Here is a 25,635-nt window from a genome sequence, read left to right on the forward strand (position 1 = left end):
AGAAAGGCCATGCGCTCGATACTGCTCTGGATGATTGGGGTGCCGATTCCGGTGATTATCCTGATCTGGTTCTTCATGCATTGAGATTATTGGGGCCGCTTTGCGGCCCATCGCGACACAAGGCCGCTCCTACAGGAGATCGCGGTCCCTTGTAGGAGCGGCCTTGTGTCGCGATGGGCTGCAAAGCAGCCCCGGCTATCTAAAGGCTAAAGAAACTGCTCGGCATAGTGACAAGCCACTTGCCGGGTACTCACCTGTCTGAGCGCCGGCACCTCCTTGGCACACCGCTCGGTCGCATACGGGCAGCGCTTGTGAAACGCACACCCATCCGGCGGGTTCAGCGGGTTGGGCAACTCCCCGGCAATGCGGATCTTCGGCTTCAAAGGGTCCGGGTGAATCGCCGGCGTCGCCGACAGCAGCGCCTGTGTATACGGGTGCAACGGCCTTTCGTAGATATCTTCTTTCGGCCCCATCTCCGCCGGTCGGCCGAGGTACATCACCAGCACCTGATCGGCCACATGCCGCACCACCGCAAGGTTGTGCGAAATAAACACGTAGGCGGTGTTGAACTCCTTCTGCAAATCCATGAACAGGTTCAGCACCTGGGCCTGGATCGACACGTCCAGCGCCGAGGTCGGCTCGTCCGCCACCAGCACCTTGGGCTGCAGCATCATTGCCCGGGCCAGGGCAATACGTTGGCGCTGGCCACCGGAGAACATGTGCGGGTAACGCTGGTAATGCTCGGGGCGCAGCCCGACCTGTTCCATCATCTTCTGCACCTTTTCTCGCCGCTCGGCCTTGCTCAGCGAGGTGTTGATCAGCAGCGGCTCGGCCAACTGGTCACCAATCTTCTGCCGTGGGTTGAGCGAGGCGTAGGGGCTCTGGAACACCATCTGCACGTCGCGGCGCAGTTGCTTGCGCTCGCTCTTGCTGGCGCCTTTCACTTCGGTGCCGGCAATTTGCAGCGAGCCGGACGACGGCTCTTCGATCAGAGTCAGGGCGCGGGCCAGGGTCGACTTGCCGCAGCCGGACTCGCCGACCACGGCCAGGGTCTTGCCGGCCTCCAGTTCGAACGACACGCCATTCAGCGCGCGGACCAGGGCGTGGCCCTTGAACAGCCCGCGGGAGACTTCGTAATGCCGGGTCAGCTCCCGGGCGGATAGAACGACGGCCATCACGCCACCTCCTGGTTCAGCGGGTAGAAGCAACGCACCAGGCCATGGGCCTGGGGATCGAGGGGCGGGCGCTGGCGCCGGCAGTTGTCCTGCACGTACGGGCAGCGCGGTGACAGCAGGCAACCCACGGGGCGGTCGTAGCGACCGGGGACGATGCCGGGCAGGGTGGCCAGGCGTTCGGCACCGATGCTGTGCTCGGGGATCGCCGCCAGCAACGCTTCGCTGTAGGGGTGGGCGGGCACGTCGAACAGCTCCGGCACCTGGCCCACTTCCACGGCCTGGCCGGCGTACATCACGCACACCCGCCTGGCCGTTTCGGCGACCACGGCGAGGTCGTGGGTGATCAGTATGAGCGCCATGTTGCGCTCCTTCTGCAGGTTGACCAGCAGCTCCATGATCTGCGCCTGGATGGTCACGTCCAGCGCAGTGGTGGGTTCGTCGGCAATCAGCAGCTTGGGTTCGCCGGCAATCGCCATGGCAATCGCCACGCGCTGGCTCATGCCGCCGGACAGCTGGTGCGGGTAGGCGTCCAGGCGGCTTTCCGCAGCCGGGATCTCGACCTTCTTCAGCAGCTCCAGGGCACGCTGGCGCGCGGCCTTGCCCTTCAGGCCCAGATGCTGGCGCAGCACTTCCTCGATCTGGTAGCCCACGGTGTAGCTGGGGTTGAGCGCGGTCATCGGGTCCTGGAAGACCATGGCGATGTCCTTGCCCACCACCTTGCGTCGCTGGCGGCCGCTGAGCTTGAGCATGTCGGTGCCGTCGAATGTGAGCGAGTCGGCGGTGATGCGCCCGGGGGCGTCGATCAGGCCCATCAGGGCCATCATGGTCACGGACTTGCCCGAGCCGGATTCGCCGACGATGGCCAGGATCTCGCCGGCCTCCACCGTCAGGTCCAGGCCATCGACCACCGGTACCGCATTGGCGTCGCCGAAGCGCACGTTCAGGTTGTTGATCTGCAACAGTGACATGGCGTTCTCCTCAGGCGGCGTTCTTGAGTTTCGGGTCCAGCGCATCGCGCAGGCCGTCGCCCATCAGGTTGATTGCCAGCACACTGAGCAGAATGGTCAGGCCGGGCAGGCTCACCACCCACCAGGCGCGCTCGATGTAGTCACGGGCCGAAGCCAGCATGGTGCCCCACTCCGGGGTCGGCGGCTGTACACCAAGGCCGAGGAAGCCCAGGGCGGCGGCGTCGAGGATGGCCGAGGAGAAGCTGAGGGTGGCCTGCACGATCAGCGGAGCCATGCAGTTTGGCAGCACGGTGACGAACATCAGCCGTGGCAGCCCGGCACCGGCCAGGCGCGCGGCGGTGACGTAGTCGCGGTTCAGCTCACCCATCACGGCGGCGCGGGTCAGGCGCACGTAGGATGGCAACGACACGATGGCGATGGCGATCACGGTGTTGATCAGGCCTGGGCCGAGGATGGCGACGATGGCCACCGCCAGCAGCAGCGAGGGCAGGGCCAGCATCACGTCCATCAGGCGCATGATCGACGGGCCGAGCAGTTGCGGGAAGAAGCCGGCCAGAAGGCCCAGCAGGATGCCAGGGATCAGCGACATCACCACCGACGACAGGCCGATCAGCAGCGAAAGCCGCGCGCCCTGGATCAGCCGCGAAAGCAGGTCGCGGCCCAGTTCGTCGGTGCCGAGGATGAACTGCCAGCTGCCACCTTCGAGCCACACCGGTGGGGTCAGCAGGAATTCGCGGTACTGCTCGCTCGGGTCGTGCGGGGCAACCCACGGCGCGAACAGCGCGCAGAACACTACCAGGCACATGAAGGCCAGGCCCATCACCGCGCCTTTGTTGCGGGCGAAGGCTTGCCAGAATTCTTTGTATGGCGAGGGGTAGAGCAGGCTCTGGTCCACCGGGCTGGCCGGCGTGACGGATTTCGGAATCGGGCTAGTCATGGCGAAGGCCTCAGCGCTGATGACGGATGCGTGGGTTGGCCAGGCCGTAGAGGATATCCACGACGAAGTTGACCAGGATCACCAGGCAGGCGATCAACAGGATGCCGTTCTGGACCACGGGGTAGTCACGGGCACCGATGGCTTCGATCAGCCACTTGCCGATGCCCGGCCAGGAAAAGATGGTTTCGGTCAGCACCGCACCGGCCAGCAACGTGCCAACCTGCAGGCCGAATACGGTCAGTACCGGGATCAGCGCGTTGCGCAGGCCGTGCACGAACACCACGCGGGCCGGCGACAGGCCTTTGGCGCGGGCGGTGCGGATGTAGTCCTCGCGCAGCACTTCGAGCATCGACGAGCGGGTCATGCGGGCAATCACCGCCAGCGGGATGGTGCCGAGCACGATGGCCGGCAGGATCAGGTGCATCACCGCGTCCTTGAACGCGCCTTCCTCGTCGCTGAGCAGGGTGTCGATGAGCATGAAGCCGGTCTTCGGCTCGATGTCGTAGAGCAGGTCGATGCGCCCGGACACCGGGGTCCAGCCCAGGCTTACCGAGAAGAACATGATCAGGATCAGGCCCCACCAGAAGATCGGCATCGAATAACCCGCCAGCGAAATGCCCATCACCCCGTGGTCGAACAGCGAACCACGTTTGAGCGCGGCGATCACCCCGGCCAGCAGGCCGACGATGCCAGCGAACAGCAGGGCGGCGAAGGCCAGTTCGAGTGTGGCCGGGAACAGGGTGAGGAACTCGCTCCACACGCTCTCGCGGGTGCGCAGCGATTCACCGAGGTCACCCTGGGCCAGCTTGCCGACGTAGTCCAGGTACTGGACCGGCAGCGGCTTGTTCAGGCCCAGGCGCTCCATGGCCTGGGCATGCATTTCGGGGTCGACCCTGCGCTCGCCCATCATCACTTCCACCGGGTCGCCGGGGATCAGGCGTATGAGCGCGAAGGTCAGCAAGGTGATACCGAAAAAGGTCGGTATCAGCAGGCCAAGGCGCCGGGCAATAAAGCTCAACATTGTCGGGGTTACCTCATCAGGCCGTGGGGCGATCAGCCCGCTACGGTGGTGCCGCCGGTTCCCGTGTGGGTTGCCGGCGGTCGTTGTTGTTCTACTTCACCTTGGTGGTGGCGAAGTTGTTGTTGGTCAGAGGGTTGATCACGTAGCCCTCCACGTTGTCACGCATGGCGGTGAACATCTTCGGATGGGCCATGCTGATCCAGGGTTGTTCGTCATCGTACACTTTCAATGCCTCGTTATAGAGCCTTGCACGCTCGTCGTTGTCGATCACTTCGCGGGCGCGGCTGATCAGCTCCTGGAACTTGGGGTTGCACCAGCGTGCATAGTTCTCGCCGCTTTTGGCGGCATCGCAACTGAGCAGCGGGCTGAGGAAATTGTCCGGGTCGCCGTTGTCGCCGGCCCAGCCGGTGGACACCAGGTCGGCCTCGCCCTTCTTGGCCCGGCGCAGCATTTCGGCCCACTCCATCACACGGATGTCCAGCTTCAGTCCGATCTGCTTGAGGTCGGCCTGCAGCATCTCGGCAGACAAGCGCGGGTTGGGGTTGGTCGGGCCGCCGCCGTTGCGCGTGAACAGGGTGATTACCGTACCTTCGGGCACGCCCGCCTGCTTGAGCAGATCGCGCGCCTTGGCCAGGTCGCGGGGTGGGTTTCTGTTCTCGTTGTTGTAGCCGATCATGGTCGGCGGGTACGGGTTCACGCCGACCAATGCGTTGCCTTTGCCGAACAACTGGTCGACATGGGTCTGGCGGTCGAAGGCCATGTTGATGGCTTTGCGCACGCGAACGTCGCTCAGGTATTTGTGTTCGGTGTTCATCGAGATGTAACCGGTGACCAAGGCCTCGATCTCCTCGACCTTGAGTTTCGGGTCCTGCTTGATCGACGGCACGTCATCGGGCTTGGGATAGAGCGCTACCTGGCACTCGTTGGCGCGCAGTTTCTGCAGGCGCACATTGCTGTCGGTAGCGATGGCGAAGACCAGCGCATCGGCCGGCGGCTTGCCGCGGAAATAGTCCGGGTTGGGCTTGAAGCGAACCTGGGCATCCTTGTTGTAACGCTGGAAGATGAACGGGCCGGTGCCGATCGGCTTGCTGTTCAACTCGGCAGCCTTGCCAGCCTTGAGCAACTGGTCGCCGTATTCGGCGGAGTAGATCGAGGTGAAGCCCATGGCCATGTCGCGCAGGAACGGCGCTTCCGGTCGGGTAAGGGTAATTACCACGGTGTGCTCGTCGGCCTTGCTGACCGACTTGAGCAGGTCCTTGAAGCCCATGCTCTCGAAGTACGGGTATCCGACGCTGGTCTTGTCATGCCATGGATGGTTCGGATCGAGCTGGCGATTGAGGCTCCACAGGACGTCATCGGCGTTGAAGTCGCGGGTGGGCTTGAAGTAGTCGGTAGTGTGGAACTTCACGCCCTGGCGCAGATGGAAGGTGTAGGTCAGGCCATCGGCTGAAATGTCCCAACGCTCGGCCAGGGCCGGCTGGACTTCGGTGGTACCGGGCTTGAAGTCGACCAGGCGATTGAACACCGTCTCGGCCGAGGCATCGGCGGTGACCGCAGTGGTGTACTGGACGATGTCGAACCCTTCCGGGCTGGCTTCGGTGCACACCACCAATGGTTTGGCCGCCAGTTGCGTGGCACCGCCCAGAAGCAGTGCGGCCAGGGCCAGGCGCAGTGGCCGCGATTTCATGAAAGCTCTCTGCATGGGTTGAAACTCCCTGCTTGCATTGATTCCAGCGTAGCCGCCACGGCCCGCAGCGAAGCAGGCCGTGGCGCCGGCGGTCAGAGAATGTTGAATGGAATGGTGGTAACCACCCGGAACTCATCCAGGCTGCCATCGCCCTGGGCCTTGCTGGCGCGGTGCGCGGTGTAGGTGGCACGGATGCTGGTGTCTTTCAATGGCCCGCTCTGTACCGCGTAGCTGGTGCCGAAGCCCCACTCGTAGTGGGTTTCGCCATCCAGGCCGTTCACGTCGTAGGCGGTACCGCGGTAATGAGTACCATCGATGCCCCAGCCGCGGGCGTTGTACAGGTTGAACTTCAGGCCCGGCACGCCGTACGGCGCCATGTTCAGCACGTAGGAAATCTGCAGCGATTTCTCGTTGGGGCCGTTGAAGTCCGACAGCAGCGAGTTGGCCAGGTAGATGCCGTTGGTTTCGTGCAGGTAGTCGAAGTACTCGTTGCCGTTGACCTGCTGCCAGGAGGCGCTGAGGGTGTGGGCCTGGTGGGTCAGGCCGAACGACAGGCTGTAGGTGTCGTTGTCGATCTCGCCCATCTTCTTGCTGCCGGCGTCGACGGTCTTGTAGTAGTTCAGGCCGGTGCTCAGGCTTAGCACTGCGCTGTCGCCGAGCACGTGGTTGGCGCCGAAGTAGTACTGGTTCCAGAAGTCGTCGACCTTGGTGGCGTACAGGCTGGTGCTCAGGCTCTTGAGCGGCTGGTAGTTGATGCCGGCGGTGCTGGCGCGGTCGGTCTCCACGCCAGTGGCGCTGTACTCGGTGCGGAACTTGCTGAGGCTCTGTTCGGTACGTGGCGAGACGCGGTCGAAGGTGCCCAGGTCGAAGCTCAGGTTGTCGAATTCGGCGCTGTGCAGGAACGCGCCCTGGAAGCTCGAGGGCAGGGCGCGGTTGCCGATGTAGGCGATCATCGGCGTGTCCACCGATTGGCGGCCGACGGTGAGCGTGGTGTTGGACACCCGCGCCTTGACGTTGGCCAGGCCCATCTTGCTCCACTGGCCGACCGGGTCGCCGTCGCTGTGGGTCAGGGTGCGGTTGTTGGGGCCGGCGACGTCCTCGCGGTTCTGCAGCAGGGCGATGGCATTGTAACCGGCGGCTTCGACGGCGAAGCCGACGGTGCCCTGGGTGAAACCGGAGCTGTAGTTGAGGATGGTGCCCTGCACCCAGTTCTCGCGGCTGTGGGTGTCGTGGCGGGTGCCGTCGCTCTTGTAGTACTTCCACAGCGGGGCGCGTGCGGCGCGCTCGCGGGCATACCAGTTGCGGGTGCTGCCGGACAGGCTCTGGCCGTCGACGAAGCCGCTGGCCTGCTCCTGCTCGCTGCTGCCTTTTAGTGTGATGGGCACGTATTCCTGGCTTTGCGGGTCGGCCTGGGTCACGGTGGATAAGGCACTGATGGATAACGCCAGTGCGGTCAAGGTGAATAGTCTCAAGGTTAAAGCTCCCTTTCTGTTCTTCTAGTTATTGCCTGGCCTTGTGGGCCGGGCTTCTTGCTGCGGTGTTGCCAGGGTTGCCCGGGGTCACCGGGCAGAATCGGGGCGTTGTGTTGGCTGTGCCGGCCCTTTCGCGGGTAAACCCGCTCCCACAGGGGCACCACAGGTTTCGGCATGTGCGCCGTACCTGTGGGAGCGGGTTTACCCGCGAAGAGGCCCTTGAGGGTTAAAGATCAATCAACACTCACACCGGAAAAGTCGTTGCGCCCGAAAGGGCTGACCTTGAATTCGGAAACCTTGATGCTCAGCGGTTGGTTGACCGTTGAATGTGCCACCGGGGTAATCGGCACCTGCTGCTTGAGCCGCTGCTGGGCCTGCTGGTACAGGGCGGTGCGCTGCGCGCGGTCGGTGACCTGCTTGGCCTGCTTGACCAGGCTGTCGTACTGCGGATCGCACCACAGCGAGTAGTTGTTGCTGCCGATGGCATCGCAGTTGTAGAGGGTGCCCAGCCAGTTGTCCGGGTCGCCGTTGTCCCCGGTCCAGCCGATCAGGGCGATATCGTGCTCGCCGCTTTTCATGCGCTTGAGGTACTCGCCCCATTCATAGCTGACAATGCGCACCTTGAAGCCGAGCTTGCTCCAGTCGGCCTGGAGCATTTCTGCCATCAGCTTGGCGTTTGGGTTGTACGGGCGCTGCACCGGCATGGCCCACAGGGTGATCTCGGTGCCCGGCTTGACTCCGGCCTGCTGCAGTAGCTGTTTGGCCTTTTCCGGATCGAAGGGGGCGTTCTTGATGCTGTCGTCATAGGACCACTGGGTTGGCGGCATGGCGTTGACTGCCAGCTGGCCGGAATCCTGATACACAGCCTGGATGATCGCCTGCTTGTTCACTGCCATATCCATTGCCTGGCGCACTTCCAACCGGTCGAACGGTGGGTGTTGAGTGTTGTAGGCGATATAGCCGAGGTTGAAGCCAGGCTGTTGCAGCACCTGCAGTTTGCTGTCGGCCTTGAGCGCCGGGAGGTCTGCGGGGCGCGGGTTCAGGGTGACCTGGCATTCGTTGCGGCGCAGCTTCTGGATGCGCACCGAAGGGTCGATGTTGATCGAGAACACCAGGTTGTCGATCTTCACGTCCTGCGGTGACCAATAGGCCTTGTTGCCCTTGTAGCGGATCTGCGAATCCTTCTGATAACGCTGGAACACGAACGGGCCGGTGCCGATCGGTTGCTGGTTGATGTCGCTGGGGCGCCCGCTGGTCATCAACTGTTCGGCGTATTCGGCAGAGAGGATCGAGGCGAAGCTCATGGCCAGGTTCTGGATGAACGCGGCATCGACCCTGTTCAGGGTGAACACCACGGTCAGTGGACCGGTCTTTTCGACACGGGCGATGTTCTTGTCCAGGCCCATGCTGATGAAATAGGGGAACTCGGTCGGGTAGGCCTGGCGGAACGGGTGGTTCTTGTCGAGCATGCGGTTGAAGGTGAACAGCACGTCGTCGGCGTTGAAGTCGCGGCTCGGTGCAAAGGCCTTGTTGCGGTGGAACTTCACCCCTTCGCGCAGGTGGAAGGTGTAGCGCAGGCCATCTTCGGACACCTCCCAGCGGGTCGCCAGGGCAGGGTGCACGGCAGTGCCGCCGCGTTCGAACTCGACCAGGCGGTTGTAGATCGGTTCGGCGGCGTCGTTGTCGGTGGCGCTGGTGTACTGGGCAGTGTCGAAGCCGGCGGGGCTGCCTTCGGAACAGAACACCAGGTTGTTGGCCAGCAGGGCCGGCGATTGGCTGATCAGGCCCAGGGCCAGCAGGGCGGAAACTCGGGTGGTATGGCGCATGGCAAGTCCTTTTACGTCTGTTTGCGCCGCCTCGGGGTACGAATGGCGGCAACAGGTCGCCGACCCCGCTGCGGATGGCGGCGGGACGACATGGAGGGGGACGAGGTTGGCGGGGCACCCGCCGCTCGGCGGGTGCCTTGGCTAGCCTATTTGTCCACGCTGACGCCGTAGAAGGAGTTCAGCGCGAACGGGCTGATCTTGAAGTCCTTCACCTTGGCGCTCATGGGCTGGTACACGGTGGAGTGGGCGATCGGGGTGATCGGCACCTGCTCCTTGAGGATGTGCTGTGCCTGCTGATACAACTCGGTGCGCTTGGCCTGGTCGGAAGTGGCCTTGGCCTGCTTGATCAGGTCGTCGTAGGGCTTGTAGCACCATTTGGAGAAGTTGTTGCCGTTCATGGCGTCGCAGCCGTACAGGGTGCCCAGCCAGTTGTCCGGGTCACCGTTGTCACCGCTCCAGCCGATCAGCATGGCGCCCTGTTCGCCGCCTTTGGAGCGCTTGATGTACTCGCCCCATTCATAGCTGACGATCTTGGCCTTGATGCCGACCTTGGCCCAGTCGGATTGCAGCATCTCGGCCATCAGCTTGGCATTGGGGTTGTACGGGCGTTGCACGGGCATCGCCCACAGGGTGATTTCGGTGCCTTCCTTGATGCCGGCTTCCTTGAGCAGTTGCTTGGCTTTTTCAGGGTCGAATGGCGCGTCCTTGATGCTGTCGTCATAGGACCACTGGGTCGGGGGCATGGCGTTGACCGCCAGTTGGCCGGCGCCCTGGTAGACCGACTCGATGATCTTTTTCTTGTCCACGGCCATGTCCAGCGCCTCGCGGACTTTCAGCTGGGCCAGCGGGTTGGGCTCGTTGCTGCCCTTGACCTTGTCCATCACGTTGTAGGCGATGTAGCCGAGGTTGAAACCGGCTTGCTGCGGCATCTGCAGCTTGGGGTCCTGTTTCAGCGGCTGGATGTCGGCAGGGCGCGGGAACAGGGTGACCTGGCACTCGTTCTTCTTCAGCTTCTGCATGCGCACAGAGGCGTCGGTGGTGATGGCGAAGATCAGGTTGTCGATCTTCACGTCATCAGGTTGCCAGTAGTCCTTGTTGCCCTTGAAGCGGATCTGCGCGTCCTTCTGGTACTTGCTGAATACGAACGGGCCAGTGCCGATCGGCTTCTGGTTGATGTCGGCGGCCTTGCCGTCCTTGAGCAACTGGTCGGCGTATTCGGCGGACTGGATCGAGGCGAAGCTCATGGCCAGGTTCTGAATGAATGCGGCGTCGACTTCGTTGAGGGTGAACCTGACGGTATGTTCGTCGAGCTTTTCCAGCTTGGCGATGTTCTTGTCCATGCCCATGTCGGTGAAGTATGGGAACTCGGTGGGGTAGGCCTTGCGGAACGGGTGGTCCTTGTCGAGCATGCGGTTGAAGGTGAACAGCACGTCGTCGGCGTTGAAGTTGCGGGTGGGCTTGAAGTAGTCGGTGGTGTGGAACTTGACCCCTTCGCGCAGGTGGAAGGTGTAGGTCTTTCCGTCGTCGGAGACTTCCCACTTGGTTGCCAGACCCGGGATGACTGCCGTGCCGCCACGTTCGAACTGGGTCAAGCGGTTGAACACGGTCTCGGCCGAGGCGTCAAAGTCAGTCCCTGTGGTGTATTGGCCCGGGTCGAAGCCGGCCGGGCTGCCTTCGGAGCAGAACACCAGGTTGGACGCTGCGAGGGCCGACGGTGCGCCGGAGAGCAAGCCTGCGCCTAGCAGGAACGGAATGACTGCGTGTTTGAGCATGGTGGCCTCATTGTTGTCATTTTTCGATTGAGGTGGCCTCGTGAGCCGACCTGCGGATACTTATGCAGGGGGTGTTCCCAATGCAATATGCGGAGGGATAGTTGGCGCCAGAAAAGTGGTACGGGCGTACATGGATGTCGCATTGATATAACTTTCGAAGAAGTTAAACGTTTGCGTAGGCAAAATGATGGCTTTTTGCGGGATATTTCGAGGCGGGATTGGCGTAGGAAGCACCTTATTGGTGCGTAGGAAATGTCTGAAAATGCTGATTTGGCAGAGAACTGGATTCGCAAGCGATCCGTGTACCCTGTGGGAGCGGCTTTAGCCGCGAAGAATCCAACGCGGTGCATGGCACCGGCTGCGCCGGTGTTCGCGGCTAAAGCCGCTCCCACAAGGTCCCTGCTAATTCAATGAGTCATGTGCAGTTCCATGAGAGCGGGCAAGCCCGCTCCCACAGGTGTTTCGTGAATTTAAGGCATCTGCACTTCGATCAGGCCATCGGCATTCATGCTCACTTCACTGGTCCCTGCCTCGATATCCGGCGCCGGTGCCGACTCATCAGCCCCCATTGCCTTCATCGCCATCGGCGCACTGCGCAGGTAAGGGCGCGGGTAACCGCTGCTGTTGAGGTTCAGGCTGACCACCTTGTAGCCCTTGCCACCCAGTGCCTCGGTAGCCAGTTGCGCGCGTGCCTTGAAGGCATCCACCGCATCCTTGAGCAGTGCATCCTCGCTGGCCTTGCGCGTGGTCGGGGCGATGGAGAAGTCCATGCCCCCCATCTTCAGCTCTTGCAGTAGGTCGGCGGTCAGCTGCGACAGGGCAGGGAAGTTGGCGCTTTCCAGGCGCAACTCGGCGCGCTCGCGCCAGCCGGTGATCTTCTGGCCCTTGCTGTCATATACCGGGTAGCTGTTGCGGCTACCCTGGCTGATCTTCACGTCCTTGACCTGGCGCGACTGCTGTACGGCCTTGTTCATGGTCTCGGTGATCTGCTTGGCGAGCTTGCCCGGGTCGGTGTTCTGCGCTTCGCTGTACAGGGTAACGACCATCAGGTCGCGCGCCACTTCCTTGCTGACCTCGGCACGCAGCGAGACCTGATTGTAGCGCGGCTCATCGGCAGCCAGCGCCGGCAGGCTGGCGAGCAGGCCGCAGGACAGGATCAGGGCGGTGCCGCGACGTGGGATTTGCATGTGGTACTCCTTGGCAATATAAGGCGTGGGTTGTGGCCATCCATTCCACGCATGGCCCATCAGACCGGCAACAGTGTAGTGGGTTCAAAAGTGCCATCATGAACCTGTGACAAAGTGTGGCGCTTTGCCGCATCGCTGCAGCGAGGCGCCTGGCTTCGGTATACTCCAGCCGATTTTTCTGGAGCACTCATCAGGAGAGCTCATGCTCGCCGCCGTACAACCGCTGTCCGCTACTCGCCAGAACCTCTGGCGCCTGACCGTCATTCGGGTCCTGGTCCTGGCTGCCCAGGCCGGCTCCGTGGGCGTCGCCTACTGGACCGAACTGCTGCCTTTGCCCTGGCTGTCGCTGGCCGGCACCTTGGCCTTGTCTTCGCTGCTGTGCGCCTTCACGGCCCTGCGCCTGCGCCTGTCGCTGCCAGTCACCGAGCTGGAATATGCCCTGCAACTGGCCTGCGACCTGCTGATCCACAGTGCCTTGCTGTACTACTCCGGCGGTTCGACCAACCCGTTCGTATCGTATTACCTGGTGCCGCTGGCGATTGCCGCAGTTACCTTGCCGTGGCTGTATTCGCTGATCCTGTCCGGCATTGCCCTGACCGCCTACAGCCTGCTGCTGGTGCAGTTCTACCCGCTCGAAGGCCTGCCGATGGCGCGGGACAAGATGCAGGTGTATGGCATGTGGCTGAGTATTGCCCTGGCCGCGGCGGTGATCACCTTCTTTGCCGCACGCATGGCCGAAGAGCTGCGTCGCCAGGAGCAACTGCGTTCCGAGCGGCGTGAAGAAAGCCTGCGCGACGAGCAGTTGCTGGCCGTGGCCACCCAGGCCGCCGGTGCCGCCCATGAGCTGGGCACACCGTTGGCGACCATGAGCGTGCTGCTGAACGAAATGCGCCAGGACCACGCCGACCCGTTGCTGCAGGAAGACCTGCAGATCCTTCAGGACCAGGTGAAGCTGTGCAAGGAAACCCTGCAACAGCTGGTACGCGCCGCCGAAGCCAACCGCCGCCTGGCCGTGGTGGAGCAGGATGTCACGGCATGGCTGGACGAGGCGCTCAACCGTTGGCACCTGATGCGCCCGGAAGCCAGCTACCGCTTCCAGCGCTTGCGCGACGGCCAGGTGCCGCGCCTGACCCCGCCGCCGGACCTGACCCAGGCGCTGTTGAACCTGTTGAACAATGCCGCCGATGCCTGCCCCGACGACCTTGAAGTGCGCCTGGACTGGGACACCCATGACATCGTCATCAGCATCCGTGACCACGGCCCCGGCGTGCCGCCGGCGATCGCCGAGGCCATCGGCAAACCCTTCATTACCACCAAGGGCAAAGGCTTCGGCCTGGGCCTGTTCTTGAGCAAGGCCAGCGTGACCCGTGCGGGCGGTTCGGTGAAACTCTATAGTCATGAACAGGGTGGCACCCTGACCGAACTGCGCCTGCCCTATGGCAAGCGAGGAGATGAATGATGAGCGAAGAAAACCAGGTCGAAGGCGAAGAGCTGCCGCACCTGCTGCTGGTGGATGACGATGCCACCTTCACCCGGGTCATGGCCCGGGCCATGAGCCGCCGCGGTTTCCGCGTAAGCACCGCCAGCTCTGCCGAGGAAGGGTTGATCCTGGCCCAGCAAGACCTGCCGGACTACGCCACGCTGGACCTGAAGATGGAAGGCGACTCCGGCCTGGTGCTGCTGCCCAAGCTGCTGGAGCTGGACCCGGAAATGCGCGTGGTGATCCTGACCGGTTACTCGAGCATTGCCACTGCGGTGGAAGCGGTCAAGCGTGGTGCGTGCAACTACCTGTGCAAGCCGGCCGATGCCGATGATGTGCTGGCTGCGTTGCTGTCAGAGCACACCGACCTGGACAGCCTGGTGCCGGAAAACCCGATGTCGGTCGACCGCCTGCAGTGGGAGCATATCCAGCGCGTACTGAACGAGCACGAGGGCAATATCTCGGCCACCGCGCGGGCGCTGGGCATGCACCGGCGGACCTTGCAGCGCAAACTGCAGAAGCGCCCGGTTCGGCGCTGATTCAGTACTGGCAGTGCCGGCCTCTTCGCGGGTAAACCCGCTCCTACAGGTGTTCACAAGCCTCCAGACCTGTGCAGTACCTGTAGGAGCGGGTTTACCCGCGAAAGGGCCGTAACTGCCAGAAACTTCTCTTTATCACCCCGCGATCCCCGCAAGTCCCGGCCGTTGGCGTATCATTAGCCCCCTAACGGCAACCCTTCCAGGATCGCTTGCGCATGCTCGCCCTTCTTATCCAGACGTTGAACATCACGGCCCCGGTCTTCGCCATGCTGTTCATGGGCGTGCTGCTCAAACGTATCCGCCTGATCGACGACAATTTCAACCGCGTAGCCTCGCAACTGGTGTTCAACGTATGCATGCCGGCGTTGCTGTTCCTCGGCATCTACCACGCCGACCTGGCCACGGCGGTCAAACCCGGCGTCCTTCTCTATTTCATCGTCGCCACCCTGGCCGGCTTCGCCATTGCCTGGGGCATGGCCATCTGGCGCAGCCCGCTGGCCGACCGGGGCATCTATACCCAGGGCGCATTCCGTGGCAACAACGGCGTGATCGGCCTGGCCCTGGCCGCCAGTCTCTACGGCGACTACGGCATCTCTCTGGGGGCGGTACTCGCCGGCCTGGTCATCCTCATGTACAACTCGTTGTCGGCGGTGGTGCTGGCGGTTTACAGCCCGGACCTGAAATCCGACCCGTGGAGCATCTGCAAGAGCATCTTCAGCAACCCGCTGATCATCAGTGTGCTGGTGGCCACGCCCATGGCCTACGGCCAGGTGCCGCTGCCCAACTGGCTGCTGACCTCGGGCGATTACCTGGCGCAGATGACCCTGCCGCTGGCGCTGATCTGCATCGGTGGCACGCTGTCGTTGGCGGCACTGCGCGACAGTGGCAGGCTGGCCATCGACGCCAGCCTGGTGAAGATGGTCTGGCTACCGCTGCTGGGTACCCTCGGTGCCTGGCTATGCGGCTTCCGCGGCGCCGAGCTGGGCATCCTGTTCCTGTACATCGGCAGCCCGACTGCAGCTGCCAGCTACGTCATGGCGCGGGCGGCGAACGGCAACCATGAGCTGGCTGCATCGATCATCGTGATTACCACGCTAATGGCGGCGATCACCACCAACATTGGTATTTTCATCTTGCAGTGGGGCGGATGGATCTAGATCCTTGACTGCAAACAACACAAAAACACAGCCTCACTGAGCTAAAGGACACTTCATGCAAGACCAGAGCACGCCCGAGCGGTTACAGCGCGGGCTGAAGAATCGCCATATCCAGCTGATCGCGCTGGGCGGGGCCATCGGTACCGGGTTGTTCCTGGGCATTGCCCAGACCATCCAGCTGGCGGGCCCCTCCGTCCTGCTGGGCTACGCCATTGCCGGCCTGATGGCCTTCCTGATCATGCGCCAGCTCGGTGAAATGGTTGTTGAAGAGCCCGTGGCCGGCAGCTTCAGCCACTTCGCCCACCAGTACTGGAGCGAGTTTGCCGGGTTTGTTTCGGGCTGGAACTACTGGGTGGTGTACGTACTGGTCGGCATGGCCGAGCTTACAGCGGTGGGCATCTACGTGCAGTACTGGTGGCCCGGCTTCCCCACCTGGGCCACGGCGGCGATCTTCTTCGTGGTGATCAACCTGATCAACCTCACCCAGGTTAAGGTCTACGGCGAGATGGAGTTCTGGTTCGCCCTGGTCAAGGTGGTGGCCATCGTCAGCATGATCGGCTTCGGCGCCTGGCTGCTGACCAGCGGCCATGGCGGCCCGGACGCCAGCGTGGCCAACCTCTGGCAGTACGGCGGCTTCTTCCCCAACGGCGTCACCGGCCTAGTGATGGCACTGGCAGTGATCATGTTCTCGTTTGGTGGCCTGGAGCTGGTGGGCATCACCGCCGCCGAGGCCGACAACCCGCGTCAGAGCATCCCAAAGGCCACCAACCAGGTGGTGTACCGTATCCTCATTTTCTATATCGGTGCCCTGGCGGTGCTGCTGTCGCTGTACCCATGGCAGAAGGTGGTGCAGGGTGGCAGCCCGTTCGTGATGATCTTCCATGAACTGGACAGTGACCTGGTGGCGACCATCCTCAATATCGTGGTGCTGACGGCCGCACTGTCGGTGTACAACAGCTGCGTGTACGCCAACAGCCGCATGCTGTTTGGCCTGGCCAGCCAGGGCGATGCACCGCGTCAGTTGCTGAAGGTAAGCCGTAGCGGCGTGCCGCTGACCGCGCTGGGTGTGTCGGCTTTTGCCACCGGGCTATGCGTACTGATCAACTACCTGATGCCGGGCGAAGCCTTTGGTTTGCTGATGGCCCTGGCGGTGTCGGCGCTGGTGATCAACTGGGCGAGCATCAGTATCACCCACCTGAAGTTCCGCAAGGCCAAGCTGGAGGCCGGGATTACCCCGTTCTACAAGAGCTGGGGGCACCCGGTAACCAACTACCTGTGCCTGGCGTTCATCGTGCTGATTCTGGTGGTGATGTACCTGACCCCGCCGATTCGCATCTCGGTGATGCTGATTCCGGGGTGGATCCTGGTGCTGTGGGTGGCCTTCAAGATGAAGAAGGCTCGCCAGGCCAGGTAGGTAACACAGTACCGGCCTCTTCGCGGGCACGCCCGCTCCCACAGGGATTCCACAGGCTCTAAGACCTGTGCAGTACCTGTGGGAGCGGGTTTACCCGCGAAGAGGCCGAGCCTGAAAAAGGCTGGGTCAGCCTTGATAGCTGTCGATCACTTCCTGTGCTGCACGGAACGCATCAATCGCCGCCGGCACCCCCGCATACACCGCGCAATGCAGCAGCGCTTCGCGAATTTCCTCCACCGTACAGCCATTGTTCAGCGCCCCGCGCACATGCCCCTTGAGCTCCTGCGGGCACTTGAGTGCGGTCAGCGTGGCCAGGGTAATCAGGCTGCGGGTTTTCAACGGCAGCCCATCGCGGGCCCACACGCTGCCCCAGGCATGTTCGTTGACGAAGTCCTGCAGCGGCTGGGTAAAGTCGGTGGCATTGCCCAGGGCGCGGTCGACGAACGCATCGCCCATCACCTGGCGCCGAATCTGTTCGCCGGTTTTCTTGCTATCAGCCATGTTGTTTTCCTTAGTGTTGGCGGCGCCAGGCTCGTGCGGTGGTGTACAGCAACACCATGGCGAGCACCGGCAGTACGTAGAACAGCATCAACCGCTCCAGGCGGCCGGCCAGTGGCATGCCCATGGTAAACGCCGCCACGTGCAGCCCATAGGCCAGGTACAGGCAGAGGAACACCAAGCCTTCGGCGCGAGTGATGCGGTAGCCGGAATAGAACACCGGCAGGCTCAGCGCAGCAACACCCAGCATTACCGGCAGATCGAAGGCCAAGGCGTTGGGCGAGATCGACAGCGGCTCGGGAGTGACCAGCGCGGTCAGGCCCAGCACGGCCAGCAGGTTGAACAGGTTGCTGCCGATCACTGTGCCCACGGCAATTTCCCGCTCACCGCGCAGGGCGGCGATCAGCGCAGCGGCCAGTTCCGGCAGGGAGGTGCAAATGGCAACGACGGTCAGGCCGATGATGCGCTCGGACAGGCCCAGGTCGGTGGCCACCTCCACGGCGGCTTCCAGCAACAAGTGACCCGCCAGGCTCAGCAGGCCCAGGCCGGCCAGCACCTGCAGCAGCGTGCCCGACCAGAAGCGCCCGGCGCTGCTGGTGACGGTGGTCGGTGCGGGGTAGGTGCGGGCGTAGTGGCGCGACTGGTGCCAAAGCATTGCCAGGTAGCCGACCAGTCCGGTCAGCAGCAACACCCCTTCGGCCCGGCCCAGGTGGCCGTTGGCGGATAACGCGTAGACCAGGCCGCTGGCGACGATCATCAGTGGAATGTCCAGACGCACCAGTTGCCGCGACACGCGCAGCGGGATGATCAGTGCGGCCAGGCCGAGAATGACCAATACGTTGAATATGTTGCTGCCGATAACGCTGCCCACCGCCACGTCCGGCGCGCCTTGGTAGGCGGCCTGCAGGCTCACGGTCATTTGCGGGGCAGTGCTGCCGAAGGCCACCAGGCTAAGGCCGATGATCAGCGGGCGTACGTGCAGGCGCTGGGCCAGGCGCAGGGCTGCGCGAACCAGCAGTTCGGCACCGCCGATCAGCAACAGCAGGGCGATGCCCAGTTGCAGGAGGCTGGAGGTAGGTAGGGTAGCCAGGTCGAAAATGGTCGGACTCCTGTCGCGTCAGTCGCTAAGCCCTTGTACTCGCACGCGCGCGGTTCCGCTACGGATCATGCCGATTTTTTCTGCGGCGGCACGTGAAAGATCGATCAGGCGGCCGCGGGTGTGTGGGCCACGGTCGTTGATGCGCACCACGACGCTGCGCTGGTTGGCCAGGTTGGTCACCCGTACCCGACTGCCGAAGGGCAGGCTGCGGTGAGCGGCGGTGAGGCCGTGCTGGTTGAACGGTTCGCCGCTGGCGGTGCGTTTACCGTGGTGGCGAGAGCCGTAATAGGAGGCGGTGCCGGTCTTGTCGTAACCGTCGGGGTCGATGTCCTGGCTGGCGCAGCCGGCCAGCAGGGAGAAGAGGGCGAGGGTGCTCAGGGATCGTTTTAGCAATTCGAATGCTCCGGTGCGGCCATTCGCGGCTAAAGCCGCTCCCACAGGTACGGCGCTGCACTGGCGAGCTGCGCTTTACCTGTGGGAGCGGCTTTAGCCGCGAACGAGGGCGAAGCCCTCGCAGGACTACAGGGGTAAAACAATCACCCTTCGAGCTTGGCCTTGAGCAATTGGTTCACTTGCCCCGGGTTGGCCTTGCCCTTGGAGGCTTTCATCGCCTGGCCGACGAAGAAGCCGAACATCTTGCCACGCTTGGCCTCGTCGGCTGCGCGGTACTGTTCGACCTGCTCGGCGTTGGCCGCCAGCACTTCGTCGAGCATCTTGTCGATCGCACCGGTATCGGTGACCTGCTTCAGGCCCTTGCTTTCGATGATGCTGTCGGCATCGCCTTCACCGGCGGCCATGGCCTCGAACACGGTCTTGGCGATCTTGCCGCTGATGGTGTTGTCACGGATACGCAGCAGCATGCCGCCCAGCTGTGCGGCGCTGACCGGCGCCTGGTCGATCTCGATGCCCAGCTTGTTCAGCAGGCTGCCCAGCTCGACCATGACCCAGTTGGCAGCCAGCTTGGCATCGCCACCGATCTTCACCACTTCCTCGAAGTAGTCCGCCTGCTCGCGGCTGGAAGCCAGCACGTTGGCGTCGTAGGCCGACAGGCCGTACTGGTTCTGGAAGCGCTCGACCTTCTGCGTCGGCAGTTCCGGCAAGCCGGCGCGGACGGTTTCGAGGAAGCTGTCCTCGATCACCACCGGCAGCAGGTCCGGGTCGGGGAAGTAACGGTAGTCGTTGGCTTCCTCCTTGCTGCGCATGGAGCGGGTCTCGTCCTTGTTCGGGTCGTACAGGCGGGTTTCCTGTACCACCTTGCCGCCGTCCTCGATCAGGTCGATCTGGCGCTGGATCTCGCTGTTGATCGCGCGCTCGATGAAGCGGAACGAGTTGACGTTCTTGATCTCGCAGCGGGTGCCGAACTCGGCCTGGCCTTTCGGGCGGATCGACACGTTGCAGTCGCAACGCAGCGAGCCTTCGGCCATGTTGCCGTCGCAGATGCCCAGGTAACGCACCAGCGCGTGGATTGCCTTGACGTAGGCCACGGCTTCCTTGGCGCTGCGCATGTCGGGCTCGGAGACGATTTCCAGCAGCGGGGTGCCGGCACGGTTCAGGTCGATGCCGGTGGAGCCGCTGAAGTCTTCGTGCAGGCTCTTGCCGGCATCTTCTTCCAGGTGCGCGCGGGTTACCCCGATGCGCTTGATGGTGCCGTCTTCCAGGGCGATGTCCAGGTGGCCCTTGCCGACGATCGGCAGGTCCATCTGGCTGATCTGGTAGCCCTTGGGCAGGTCCGGGTAGAAGTAGTTCTTGCGCGCGAACACGTTGCGCTTGCCGATCTCGGCATCGATGGCCAGGCCGAACATGCACGCCATGCGCACGGCTTCCTGGTTCAGTACTGGCAGTACGCCAGGCATGCCCAGGTCAACCAGGCTGGCCTGGGTGTTCGGCTCGGAACCGAAGGTGGTGGCGCTGCCGGAGAAGATCTTCGACTGGGTGGCGAGCTGAGTGTGGATTTCCAGCCCGATCACAACTTCCCATTGCATGTGTGAATTCCTCAGAAGCCGTTGGGGGCGCGGGTGTGCCAGTCGGTCACTTGCTGGTAGCGGTGCGCGACGTTGAGCAGGCGGCCTTCCTGGAAGTATGGCGCCAGCAGCTGCACGCCGACCGGCAGGCCATCGACGAAGCCGGCCGGCATCGACAGGCCCGGCAGGCCCGCCAGGTTGGCGGTGATGGTGTAGACGTCTTCCAGGTAGGCGGCGACCGGGTCGCTGCTCTTGGCGCCGAGCTTCCAGGCCGGGTTTGGCGTGGTCGGGCCGAGGATCAGGTCGACGTCGTTGAAGGCGGCCATGAAGTCGTTCTTGATCAGGCGGCGGATCTGCTGCGCCTTCACGTAGTAGGCGTCGTAGTAGCCGGCCGACAGGGCGTAGGTGCCGACCATGATGCGGCGCTGCACTTCGACACCGAAGCCTTCGCCACGCGAACGCTTGTACAGGTCGGTGAGGTCTTTCGGGTTCTCGCAGCGGTAGCCGAAGCGCACGCCATCGAAACGCGACAGGTTGGACGAGGCTTCAGCGGGGGCGATCACGTAGTAGGCCGGGATGGCGTGCTGCATGTTCGGCAGGCTGATTTCCTTGACCACCGCGCCGAGCTTTTCCAGCTCCTTGACGCTGGCCTGGACCAGGTCGGCGATGCGTGGGTCGAGGCCGGCACCGAAGTACTCCTTCGGCAGGCCGATGCGCAGGCCTTGCAGCGAAGCATTCAGGTTGGCGCTGTAGTCCGGCACCGGCTCTTCGATGCTGGTGGAGTCCTTGGCGTCGAAACCGGCCATGCCTTGCAGCAACAGGGCGCAGTCTTCGGCGGTACGGGCCAGCGGGCCGCCCTGGTCGAGGCTGGAGGCGTAGGCGATCATGCCCCAGCGCGACACGCGGCCGTAGGTTGGCTTGAGGCCGGTGAGGTTGGTCAGTGCCGCCGGTTGGCGGATGGAGCCGCCGGTGTCGGTGCCGGTGGTGGCTGGCAGCAGGCGTGCAGCCACAGCCGCGGCCGAACCGCCCGACGAGCCGCCCGGGACGTGCTCAAGGTTCCATGGGTTCTTCACCGCGCCGTAGTGGCTGGATTCGTTGGCCGAACCCATGGCGAATTCGTCCATGTTGGTCTTGCCCAGGGTGACCATGCCGGCTTCGGCCAGCTTGGCAACCACGGTGGCGTCATACGGCGCCTTGAAGTTGTCGAGCATCTTCGAGCCGCAGCTGGTGCGTACGCCGTTGGTGCAGAACAGGTCCTTGTGGGCGATCGGGGCACCCAGCAGCGCGCCGGTTTCGCCAGCGGCGCGACGGGCGTCGGCGGCACGCGCCTGGCCCAGGGCCAGGTCTTCGGTGACGCTGATGAAGCTGTTGATCTGCGGGTCGAGCTGCTTGATGCGCGCCAGCAGGGCGCCGGTCAGCTCTTCGGAGGAAAACGACTTGTCGGCGAGTCCGCGGGCGATCTCGGCCAGGGTCAATTGATGCATGGCAGGCACTATCCCTTACTCGATGACTTTGGGAACCAGGTACAGACCGCTTTCGGTCGACGGCGCGATGGCCTGGTAGGCGTCGCGCTGGTTGCTTTCGGTGACCTGGTCGGGACGCAGGCGCTGGCTGGCCTCCAGGGGGTGGGCCAGTGGCTCGATGCCAGTAGTGTCGACCGCTTGCATCTGGTCGACCAGCCCGAGAATGCTGTTCAGTGCGTCAGTAATGCGTGGCAGTTCGCCATCATTCAGGCCCAGACGGGCCAGATGGGCGATCTTTTCCACGTCGCAGCGTTCAAGCGCCATGGGGATCTCCAGGGGAAACAAAGACCGGAATTCGGGTCCGCAGTGAGGAACATGTCAGCTTTCTGGCGGTCTAACGGCCGCGAAATTCTGCTGGCGTGCTCGGAAAAACAGCCAATTTAACATATTGGCTCCTTGCCCAAAATCCCTGCCATTGTTAGAGTTTGCCGCACTTTTTTACCCACGCTTTCCCCAGGGTCACTTTCCCATGTTCAAGAAACTGCGTGGCATGTTTTCCAGCGATCTGTCCATCGACCTGGGTACTGCCAACACCCTTATTTACGTGCGTGAGCGCGGTATCGTCCTGAATGAGCCCTCGGTTGTTGCCATCCGTACCCATGGCAACCAGAAAAGCGTCGTCGCCGTCGGTACCGAAGCCAAGCGCATGCTGGGCCGTACGCCTGGCAACATTGCTGCCATTCGTCCGATGAAGGACGGCGTCATCGCCGACTTCAGCGTCTGCGAAAAAATGTTGCAATATTTTATCAACAAGGTTCACGAGAACAGCTTCCTGCAGCCGAGCCCGCGCGTGCTGATCTGCGTGCCGTGCAAGTCGACCCAGGTAGAGCGCCGCGCCATTCGCGAATCGGCGCTGGGTGCCGGTGCCCGTGAAGTGTTCCTGATCGAAGAGCCGATGGCCGCCGCCATCGGTGCCGGCCTGCCGGTCGAAGAAGCCCGCGGTTCGATGGTCGTCGATATCGGTGGTGGTACCACTGAAATCGCGCTGATCTCCCTGAACGGCGTGGTCTATGCCGAATCCGTCCGCGTTGGCGGCGACCGCTTCGACGAAGCCATCGTCACCTACGTGCGCCGCAACTACGGCAGCCTGATCGGCGAGTCCACCGCCGAGCGCATCAAGCAGGAAATCGGTACTGCCTACCCGGGCGGCGAAGTACGTGAAGTCGACGTGCGCGGCCGCAACCTGGCCGAGGGCGTACCGCGTGCCTTCACCCTGAACTCCAACGAAGTGCTCGAAGCGCTGCAGGAATCCCTGGCGACCATCGTCCAGGCGGTCAAGAGTGCCCTGGAGCAATCGCCGCCCGAGCTGGCCTCGGACATCGCCGAGCGTGGCCTGGTGTTGACTGGTGGTGGCGCGCTGCTGCGTGACCTCGACAAGCTGCTGGCCCAGGAAACCGGCCTGCCGGTGATCGTCGCCGAAGACCCGCTGACCTGTGTCGCCCGTGGCGGCGGTCGCGCCCTGGAGATGATGGACAAGCACGCGATGGACCTGCTCTCCAGCGAGTGATTCCGCTCGCTGTTCACGAGCGCCCGGTTTACAGGTAGTACGCACAGTGCTACCTGTATGTGCTGGGCTGGCGCCCGTTCGGGGCGCCGTATCCGTCAACCCGCAACCAGGCTGGTGCGTTGTCCCATGTCCAATGACCTCCTGAGTCGTCCACGAGGAACGGCCCATTAAACCGCTTTTCTCCAAGGGCCCTTCGCTGGGCGTTCGCCTGCTCGTCCTGGTGGTGATGTCGGTCGCGTTGATGGTTGTCGACGCGCGCTTCGACGTGCTCAAACCAGTGCGCAGCCAGATGGGCCTGGTACTCATGGAGTCGTACTGGATCACCGACCTGCCGCAGCGTGCGTGGCAAGGTGTGGCCGGCCAGTTCGGCAGCCGCACCGAACTGATCGCCGAAAACGAAAAGCTCAAGACCGAAGCCCTGCTGCTGCAGGGGCGCCTGCAGAAACTGGCGGCCCTGACCGAGCAGAACGTGCGCCTGCGCGAGTTGCTTAACTCTTCGGCGCTGGTCAACGAAAAGGTCGAAGTGGCGGAGCTGATCGGTGTCGATCCCAACCCGTTCACCCACCGCATCCTGATCAACAAGGGCGAACGTGATGGCGTGTTCCTCGGCCAGCCGGTGCTCGATGCCCGTGGCCTCATGGGCCAGGTGGTCGAGCTGATGCCCTACACCTCGCGGGTACTGTTGCTTACAGATACCACCCACAGCATCCCGGTGCAGGTCAACCGCAACGGCCTGCGCGCCATCGCCAGCGGCACCGGCAACCCGGAACGCCTGGAGCTGCGCCATGTGGCCGATACCGCCGACATCAAGGAAGGCGACCTGCTGGTCAGTTCCGGCATGGGGCAACGCTTCCCGGCCGGCTACCCGGTGGCCACGGTCAACGAAGTGATCCACGATTCCGGCCAGCCGTTCGCCATCGTTCGTGCCATCCCCACCGCCGCGCTCAACCGCAGCCGCTACATGCTGCTGGTGTTCAGCGACCGGCGCAGCCCGGAACAGCGCGCCACCGATGCCGCCATTGCCCAGGAAGAGGCTGACCGCAAGGGCACCTCGGCCGCAGGCCTGCCGGCCACGACGGGTGAGCAGGGCGCACCAGCTGGCAGCGCCCCTGCCGCGCCGGCTACATCAGCGGCCCCGACAGCCCCGGCTGCACAGCCTGCAGCTCCGGCGGCGGCACCTGCCACGCCGGCTGCCGCGCCTGCCGCACCCGCTCACACCCGGAGGCAATGATGGCTGCATCACGCCGCAACAACGGCTGGGTCATCTGGCTGACTTTCGCCATCGGCCTGCTGCTCAGCGTCTCGCCCATGCCGCAGTTCATGGAAGTGTTCCGGCCCATGTGGCTGGCCTTGCTGGTGTCGTTCTGGACCCTCGCCGTACCGAACAAGGTCGGCATGACCACCGCGTTCGTGCTGGGCCTGGCCGAGGATGTGCTGTACGGCACCCTGCTGGGGCAGAACGCGCTGATCCTCACCCTCATCACCTTCCTGGTGCTGTCGTTGCAGCAGCGCCTGCGCATGTTCCCCATGTGGCAGCAGAGCCTCGTGATCCTGGTGATCTTCGGCATTGCCCAACTGATCCAGCTGTGGCTCAGCGCGCTGACCGGCAACCGGCTGCCCACCCTGGCGCTGGTCTGGTCGGCGGTGATCAGTGCCTTGCTCTGGCCGTGGATCAGTTTCGCCCTGCGCGACCTGCGCCGACGCTTGCATATCAACTGACGGCGCCGCCGCGACTGACAGGGAGATGTCTGCATGAACCCGCTATACCTGGCCTCCGGCTCGCCCCGTCGTCGTGAACTGCTGACCCAGATCGGTGTGCCGTTCAGTGTCGTCAGTGCCCCCATCGATGAAACCCCACTGCCCGATGAAAGCGCACCGGCCTACGTCGAGCGCCTGGCCCGGGCCAAGGCTGCCGCCGGCCTGGCCTGCCTCGAAGGTCCGGCTGTGGTGCTGGGCGCAGACACTGCCGTGGTGCTCGATGGTCGTATTCTCGGCAAACCGGAAAACCGCGAAGATGCCCTGGCCATGCTGGCCGACCTTTCGGGCCGCGAGCACCAGGTATTGACCGCGGTCGCCCTGAGCGATGGCCAGCGCGTGCACAGCCTGTGCGTCACCAGCAAGGTGCGCTTCCGTGCGATCAGCGCCGAGGAAGCGCAACGCTACTGGGCCAGCGGCGAGCCCGCGGACAAGGCCGGCGGCTATGCCATCCAGGGCTTGGGGGCGGTGTTCGTCACCGGCCTTTCCGGCAGCTACTCGGCGGTGGTCGGCTTGCCCCTCAGTGAAACGGCCGAACTGCTTGGCCAATTCGGCATTGCCTGCTGGCAATCGCCCGCGCATACGCCAGAGGTAACAAACCAGCGGTAGCCAGCACTGCATACGCCATCCATCATTATCCAAGACCTTTGACGAGAG

The 25,635-nt window shown here is 63.4% G+C and carries 23 protein-coding genes; 8 read left to right on the top strand and 15 right to left on the bottom strand.

The window, feature by feature from the left end; translation table 11 throughout:
• Positions 1-206 precede the first annotated feature (206 nt).
• The 9 genes from M1D87_RS04780 to M1D87_RS04820 form a co-directional block, all read right to left on the bottom strand.
• Complete coding sequence (locus tag M1D87_RS04780; protein ID WP_024086321.1) at positions 207-1,175, bottom strand: peptide ABC transporter ATP-binding protein; 969 nt, start codon at positions 1,173-1,175, stop codon at positions 207-209.
• Positions 1,175-2,143 (bottom strand): ABC transporter ATP-binding protein, encoded by a 969-nt coding sequence (locus tag M1D87_RS04785; RefSeq protein ID WP_003257886.1) that lies wholly within the window; start codon positions 2,141-2,143, stop codon positions 1,175-1,177. Before M1D87_RS04785 ends, M1D87_RS04780 begins: the two co-directional genes overlap by 1 nt.
• A 10-nt stretch (positions 2,144-2,153) precedes the next feature.
• Positions 2,154-3,080, bottom strand: a complete 927-nt coding sequence (locus tag M1D87_RS04790) for an ABC transporter permease subunit (RefSeq protein ID WP_015269040.1) — start codon at positions 3,078-3,080, stop codon at positions 2,154-2,156.
• A gap of 10 nt (positions 3,081-3,090) precedes the next feature.
• Positions 3,091-4,101: an ABC transporter permease subunit gene (locus M1D87_RS04795; protein ID WP_012316108.1), complete on the bottom strand. Its 1,011-nt coding sequence runs from the start codon at positions 4,099-4,101 to the stop codon at positions 3,091-3,093.
• Positions 4,102-4,192: 91 nt separating this feature from the next.
• Positions 4,193-5,803, bottom strand: a complete 1,611-nt coding sequence (locus M1D87_RS04800; protein WP_169774846.1) for an ABC transporter substrate-binding protein — start codon at positions 5,801-5,803, stop codon at positions 4,193-4,195.
• Between the two features lie 77 nt (positions 5,804-5,880).
• Complete coding sequence (locus tag M1D87_RS04805) at positions 5,881-7,260, bottom strand: OprD family porin (RefSeq protein ID WP_024086323.1); 1,380 nt, start codon at positions 7,258-7,260, stop codon at positions 5,881-5,883.
• A gap of 233 nt (positions 7,261-7,493) precedes the next feature.
• Positions 7,494-9,086, bottom strand: coding sequence for an ABC transporter substrate-binding protein (locus M1D87_RS04810; protein WP_123085220.1), 1,593 nt, complete (start codon positions 9,084-9,086; stop codon positions 7,494-7,496).
• Between the two features lie 146 nt (positions 9,087-9,232).
• Positions 9,233-10,858, bottom strand: a complete 1,626-nt coding sequence (locus M1D87_RS04815) for an ABC transporter substrate-binding protein (protein ID WP_013971054.1) — start codon at positions 10,856-10,858, stop codon at positions 9,233-9,235.
• Positions 10,859-11,328: 470 nt separating this feature from the next.
• Complete coding sequence (locus M1D87_RS04820; protein ID WP_024086326.1) at positions 11,329-12,045, bottom strand: SIMPL domain-containing protein; 717 nt, start codon at positions 12,043-12,045, stop codon at positions 11,329-11,331.
• A gap of 202 nt (positions 12,046-12,247) precedes the next feature.
• Between M1D87_RS04820 and M1D87_RS04825 the strand changes: the two genes are divergently transcribed.
• From M1D87_RS04825 to M1D87_RS04840, 4 genes are all read left to right on the top strand, one after another.
• Positions 12,248-13,504: an ATP-binding protein gene (locus tag M1D87_RS04825; RefSeq protein ID WP_003257889.1), complete on the top strand. Its 1,257-nt coding sequence runs from the start codon at positions 12,248-12,250 to the stop codon at positions 13,502-13,504.
• Positions 13,504-14,064, top strand: coding sequence for a response regulator transcription factor (locus M1D87_RS04830; protein WP_015269045.1), 561 nt, complete (start codon positions 13,504-13,506; stop codon positions 14,062-14,064). The genes M1D87_RS04825 and M1D87_RS04830 overlap by 1 nt, the downstream gene beginning before the upstream one ends.
• Before the next feature lie 215 nt (positions 14,065-14,279).
• Positions 14,280-15,221 (top strand): AEC family transporter, encoded by a 942-nt coding sequence (locus M1D87_RS04835; protein ID WP_123085222.1) that lies wholly within the window; start codon positions 14,280-14,282, stop codon positions 15,219-15,221.
• 55 nt (positions 15,222-15,276) lie between these two features.
• A complete protein-coding gene (locus tag M1D87_RS04840) occupies positions 15,277-16,635 on the top strand; it encodes an amino acid permease (protein ID WP_421091781.1) in 1,359 nt (452 codons plus the stop codon).
• A gap of 126 nt (positions 16,636-16,761) precedes the next feature.
• Here M1D87_RS04840 and M1D87_RS04845 read toward each other — a convergent pair whose 3' ends face one another.
• From M1D87_RS04845 to gatC, 6 genes are all read right to left on the bottom strand, one after another.
• Complete coding sequence (locus M1D87_RS04845) at positions 16,762-17,136, bottom strand: carboxymuconolactone decarboxylase family protein (protein WP_013971059.1); 375 nt, start codon at positions 17,134-17,136, stop codon at positions 16,762-16,764.
• Between the two features lie 10 nt (positions 17,137-17,146).
• Positions 17,147-18,190: a calcium/sodium antiporter gene (locus M1D87_RS04850; RefSeq protein WP_038408754.1), complete on the bottom strand. Its 1,044-nt coding sequence runs from the start codon at positions 18,188-18,190 to the stop codon at positions 17,147-17,149.
• 60 nt (positions 18,191-18,250) lie between these two features.
• A complete protein-coding gene (locus M1D87_RS04855) occupies positions 18,251-18,625 on the bottom strand; it encodes a septal ring lytic transglycosylase RlpA family protein (protein WP_038408756.1) in 375 nt (124 codons plus the stop codon).
• 143 nt (positions 18,626-18,768) lie between these two features.
• Positions 18,769-20,214, bottom strand: a complete 1,446-nt coding sequence (gatB, locus tag M1D87_RS04860) for an Asp-tRNA(Asn)/Glu-tRNA(Gln) amidotransferase subunit GatB (protein ID WP_013971062.1) — start codon at positions 20,212-20,214, stop codon at positions 18,769-18,771.
• A gap of 11 nt (positions 20,215-20,225) precedes the next feature.
• The gene (gene gatA, locus M1D87_RS04865) at positions 20,226-21,677 is read right to left on the bottom strand and encodes an Asp-tRNA(Asn)/Glu-tRNA(Gln) amidotransferase subunit GatA (protein WP_024086328.1); all 1,452 of its coding nucleotides are present in this window, start codon (positions 21,675-21,677) and stop codon (positions 20,226-20,228) included.
• A gap of 15 nt (positions 21,678-21,692) precedes the next feature.
• Positions 21,693-21,980 carry an Asp-tRNA(Asn)/Glu-tRNA(Gln) amidotransferase subunit GatC gene (gene gatC, locus M1D87_RS04870; RefSeq protein WP_003255165.1) on the bottom strand — a complete coding sequence of 96 codons (288 nt, stop codon included), beginning with the start codon at positions 21,978-21,980 and terminating at the stop codon, positions 21,693-21,695.
• A 205-nt stretch (positions 21,981-22,185) separates the two neighbouring features.
• On the opposite strand from gatC, the gene mreB reads away from it, so the two are divergent.
• The 4 genes from mreB to M1D87_RS04890 all read left to right on the top strand — a co-directional run bounded on the left by mreB (position 22,186) and on the right by M1D87_RS04890 (position 25,587).
• Positions 22,186-23,223, top strand: a complete 1,038-nt coding sequence (mreB, locus tag M1D87_RS04875; RefSeq protein WP_003255163.1) for a rod shape-determining protein MreB — start codon at positions 22,186-22,188, stop codon at positions 23,221-23,223.
• A 226-nt stretch (positions 23,224-23,449) separates the two neighbouring features.
• Positions 23,450-24,454: a rod shape-determining protein MreC gene (mreC, locus tag M1D87_RS04880; protein ID WP_038408759.1), complete on the top strand. Its 1,005-nt coding sequence runs from the start codon at positions 23,450-23,452 to the stop codon at positions 24,452-24,454.
• Positions 24,454-24,942, top strand: coding sequence for a rod shape-determining protein MreD (gene mreD / locus M1D87_RS04885; protein WP_015269051.1), 489 nt, complete (start codon positions 24,454-24,456; stop codon positions 24,940-24,942). Before mreC ends, mreD begins: the two co-directional genes overlap by 1 nt.
• A gap of 33 nt (positions 24,943-24,975) precedes the next feature.
• Positions 24,976-25,587, top strand: a complete 612-nt coding sequence (locus M1D87_RS04890; RefSeq protein WP_024086330.1) for a Maf family protein — start codon at positions 24,976-24,978, stop codon at positions 25,585-25,587.
• The last annotated feature ends 48 nt before the right edge of the window (positions 25,588-25,635 follow it).

This window comes from Pseudomonas sp. SA233 (genome assembly GCF_054792385.1).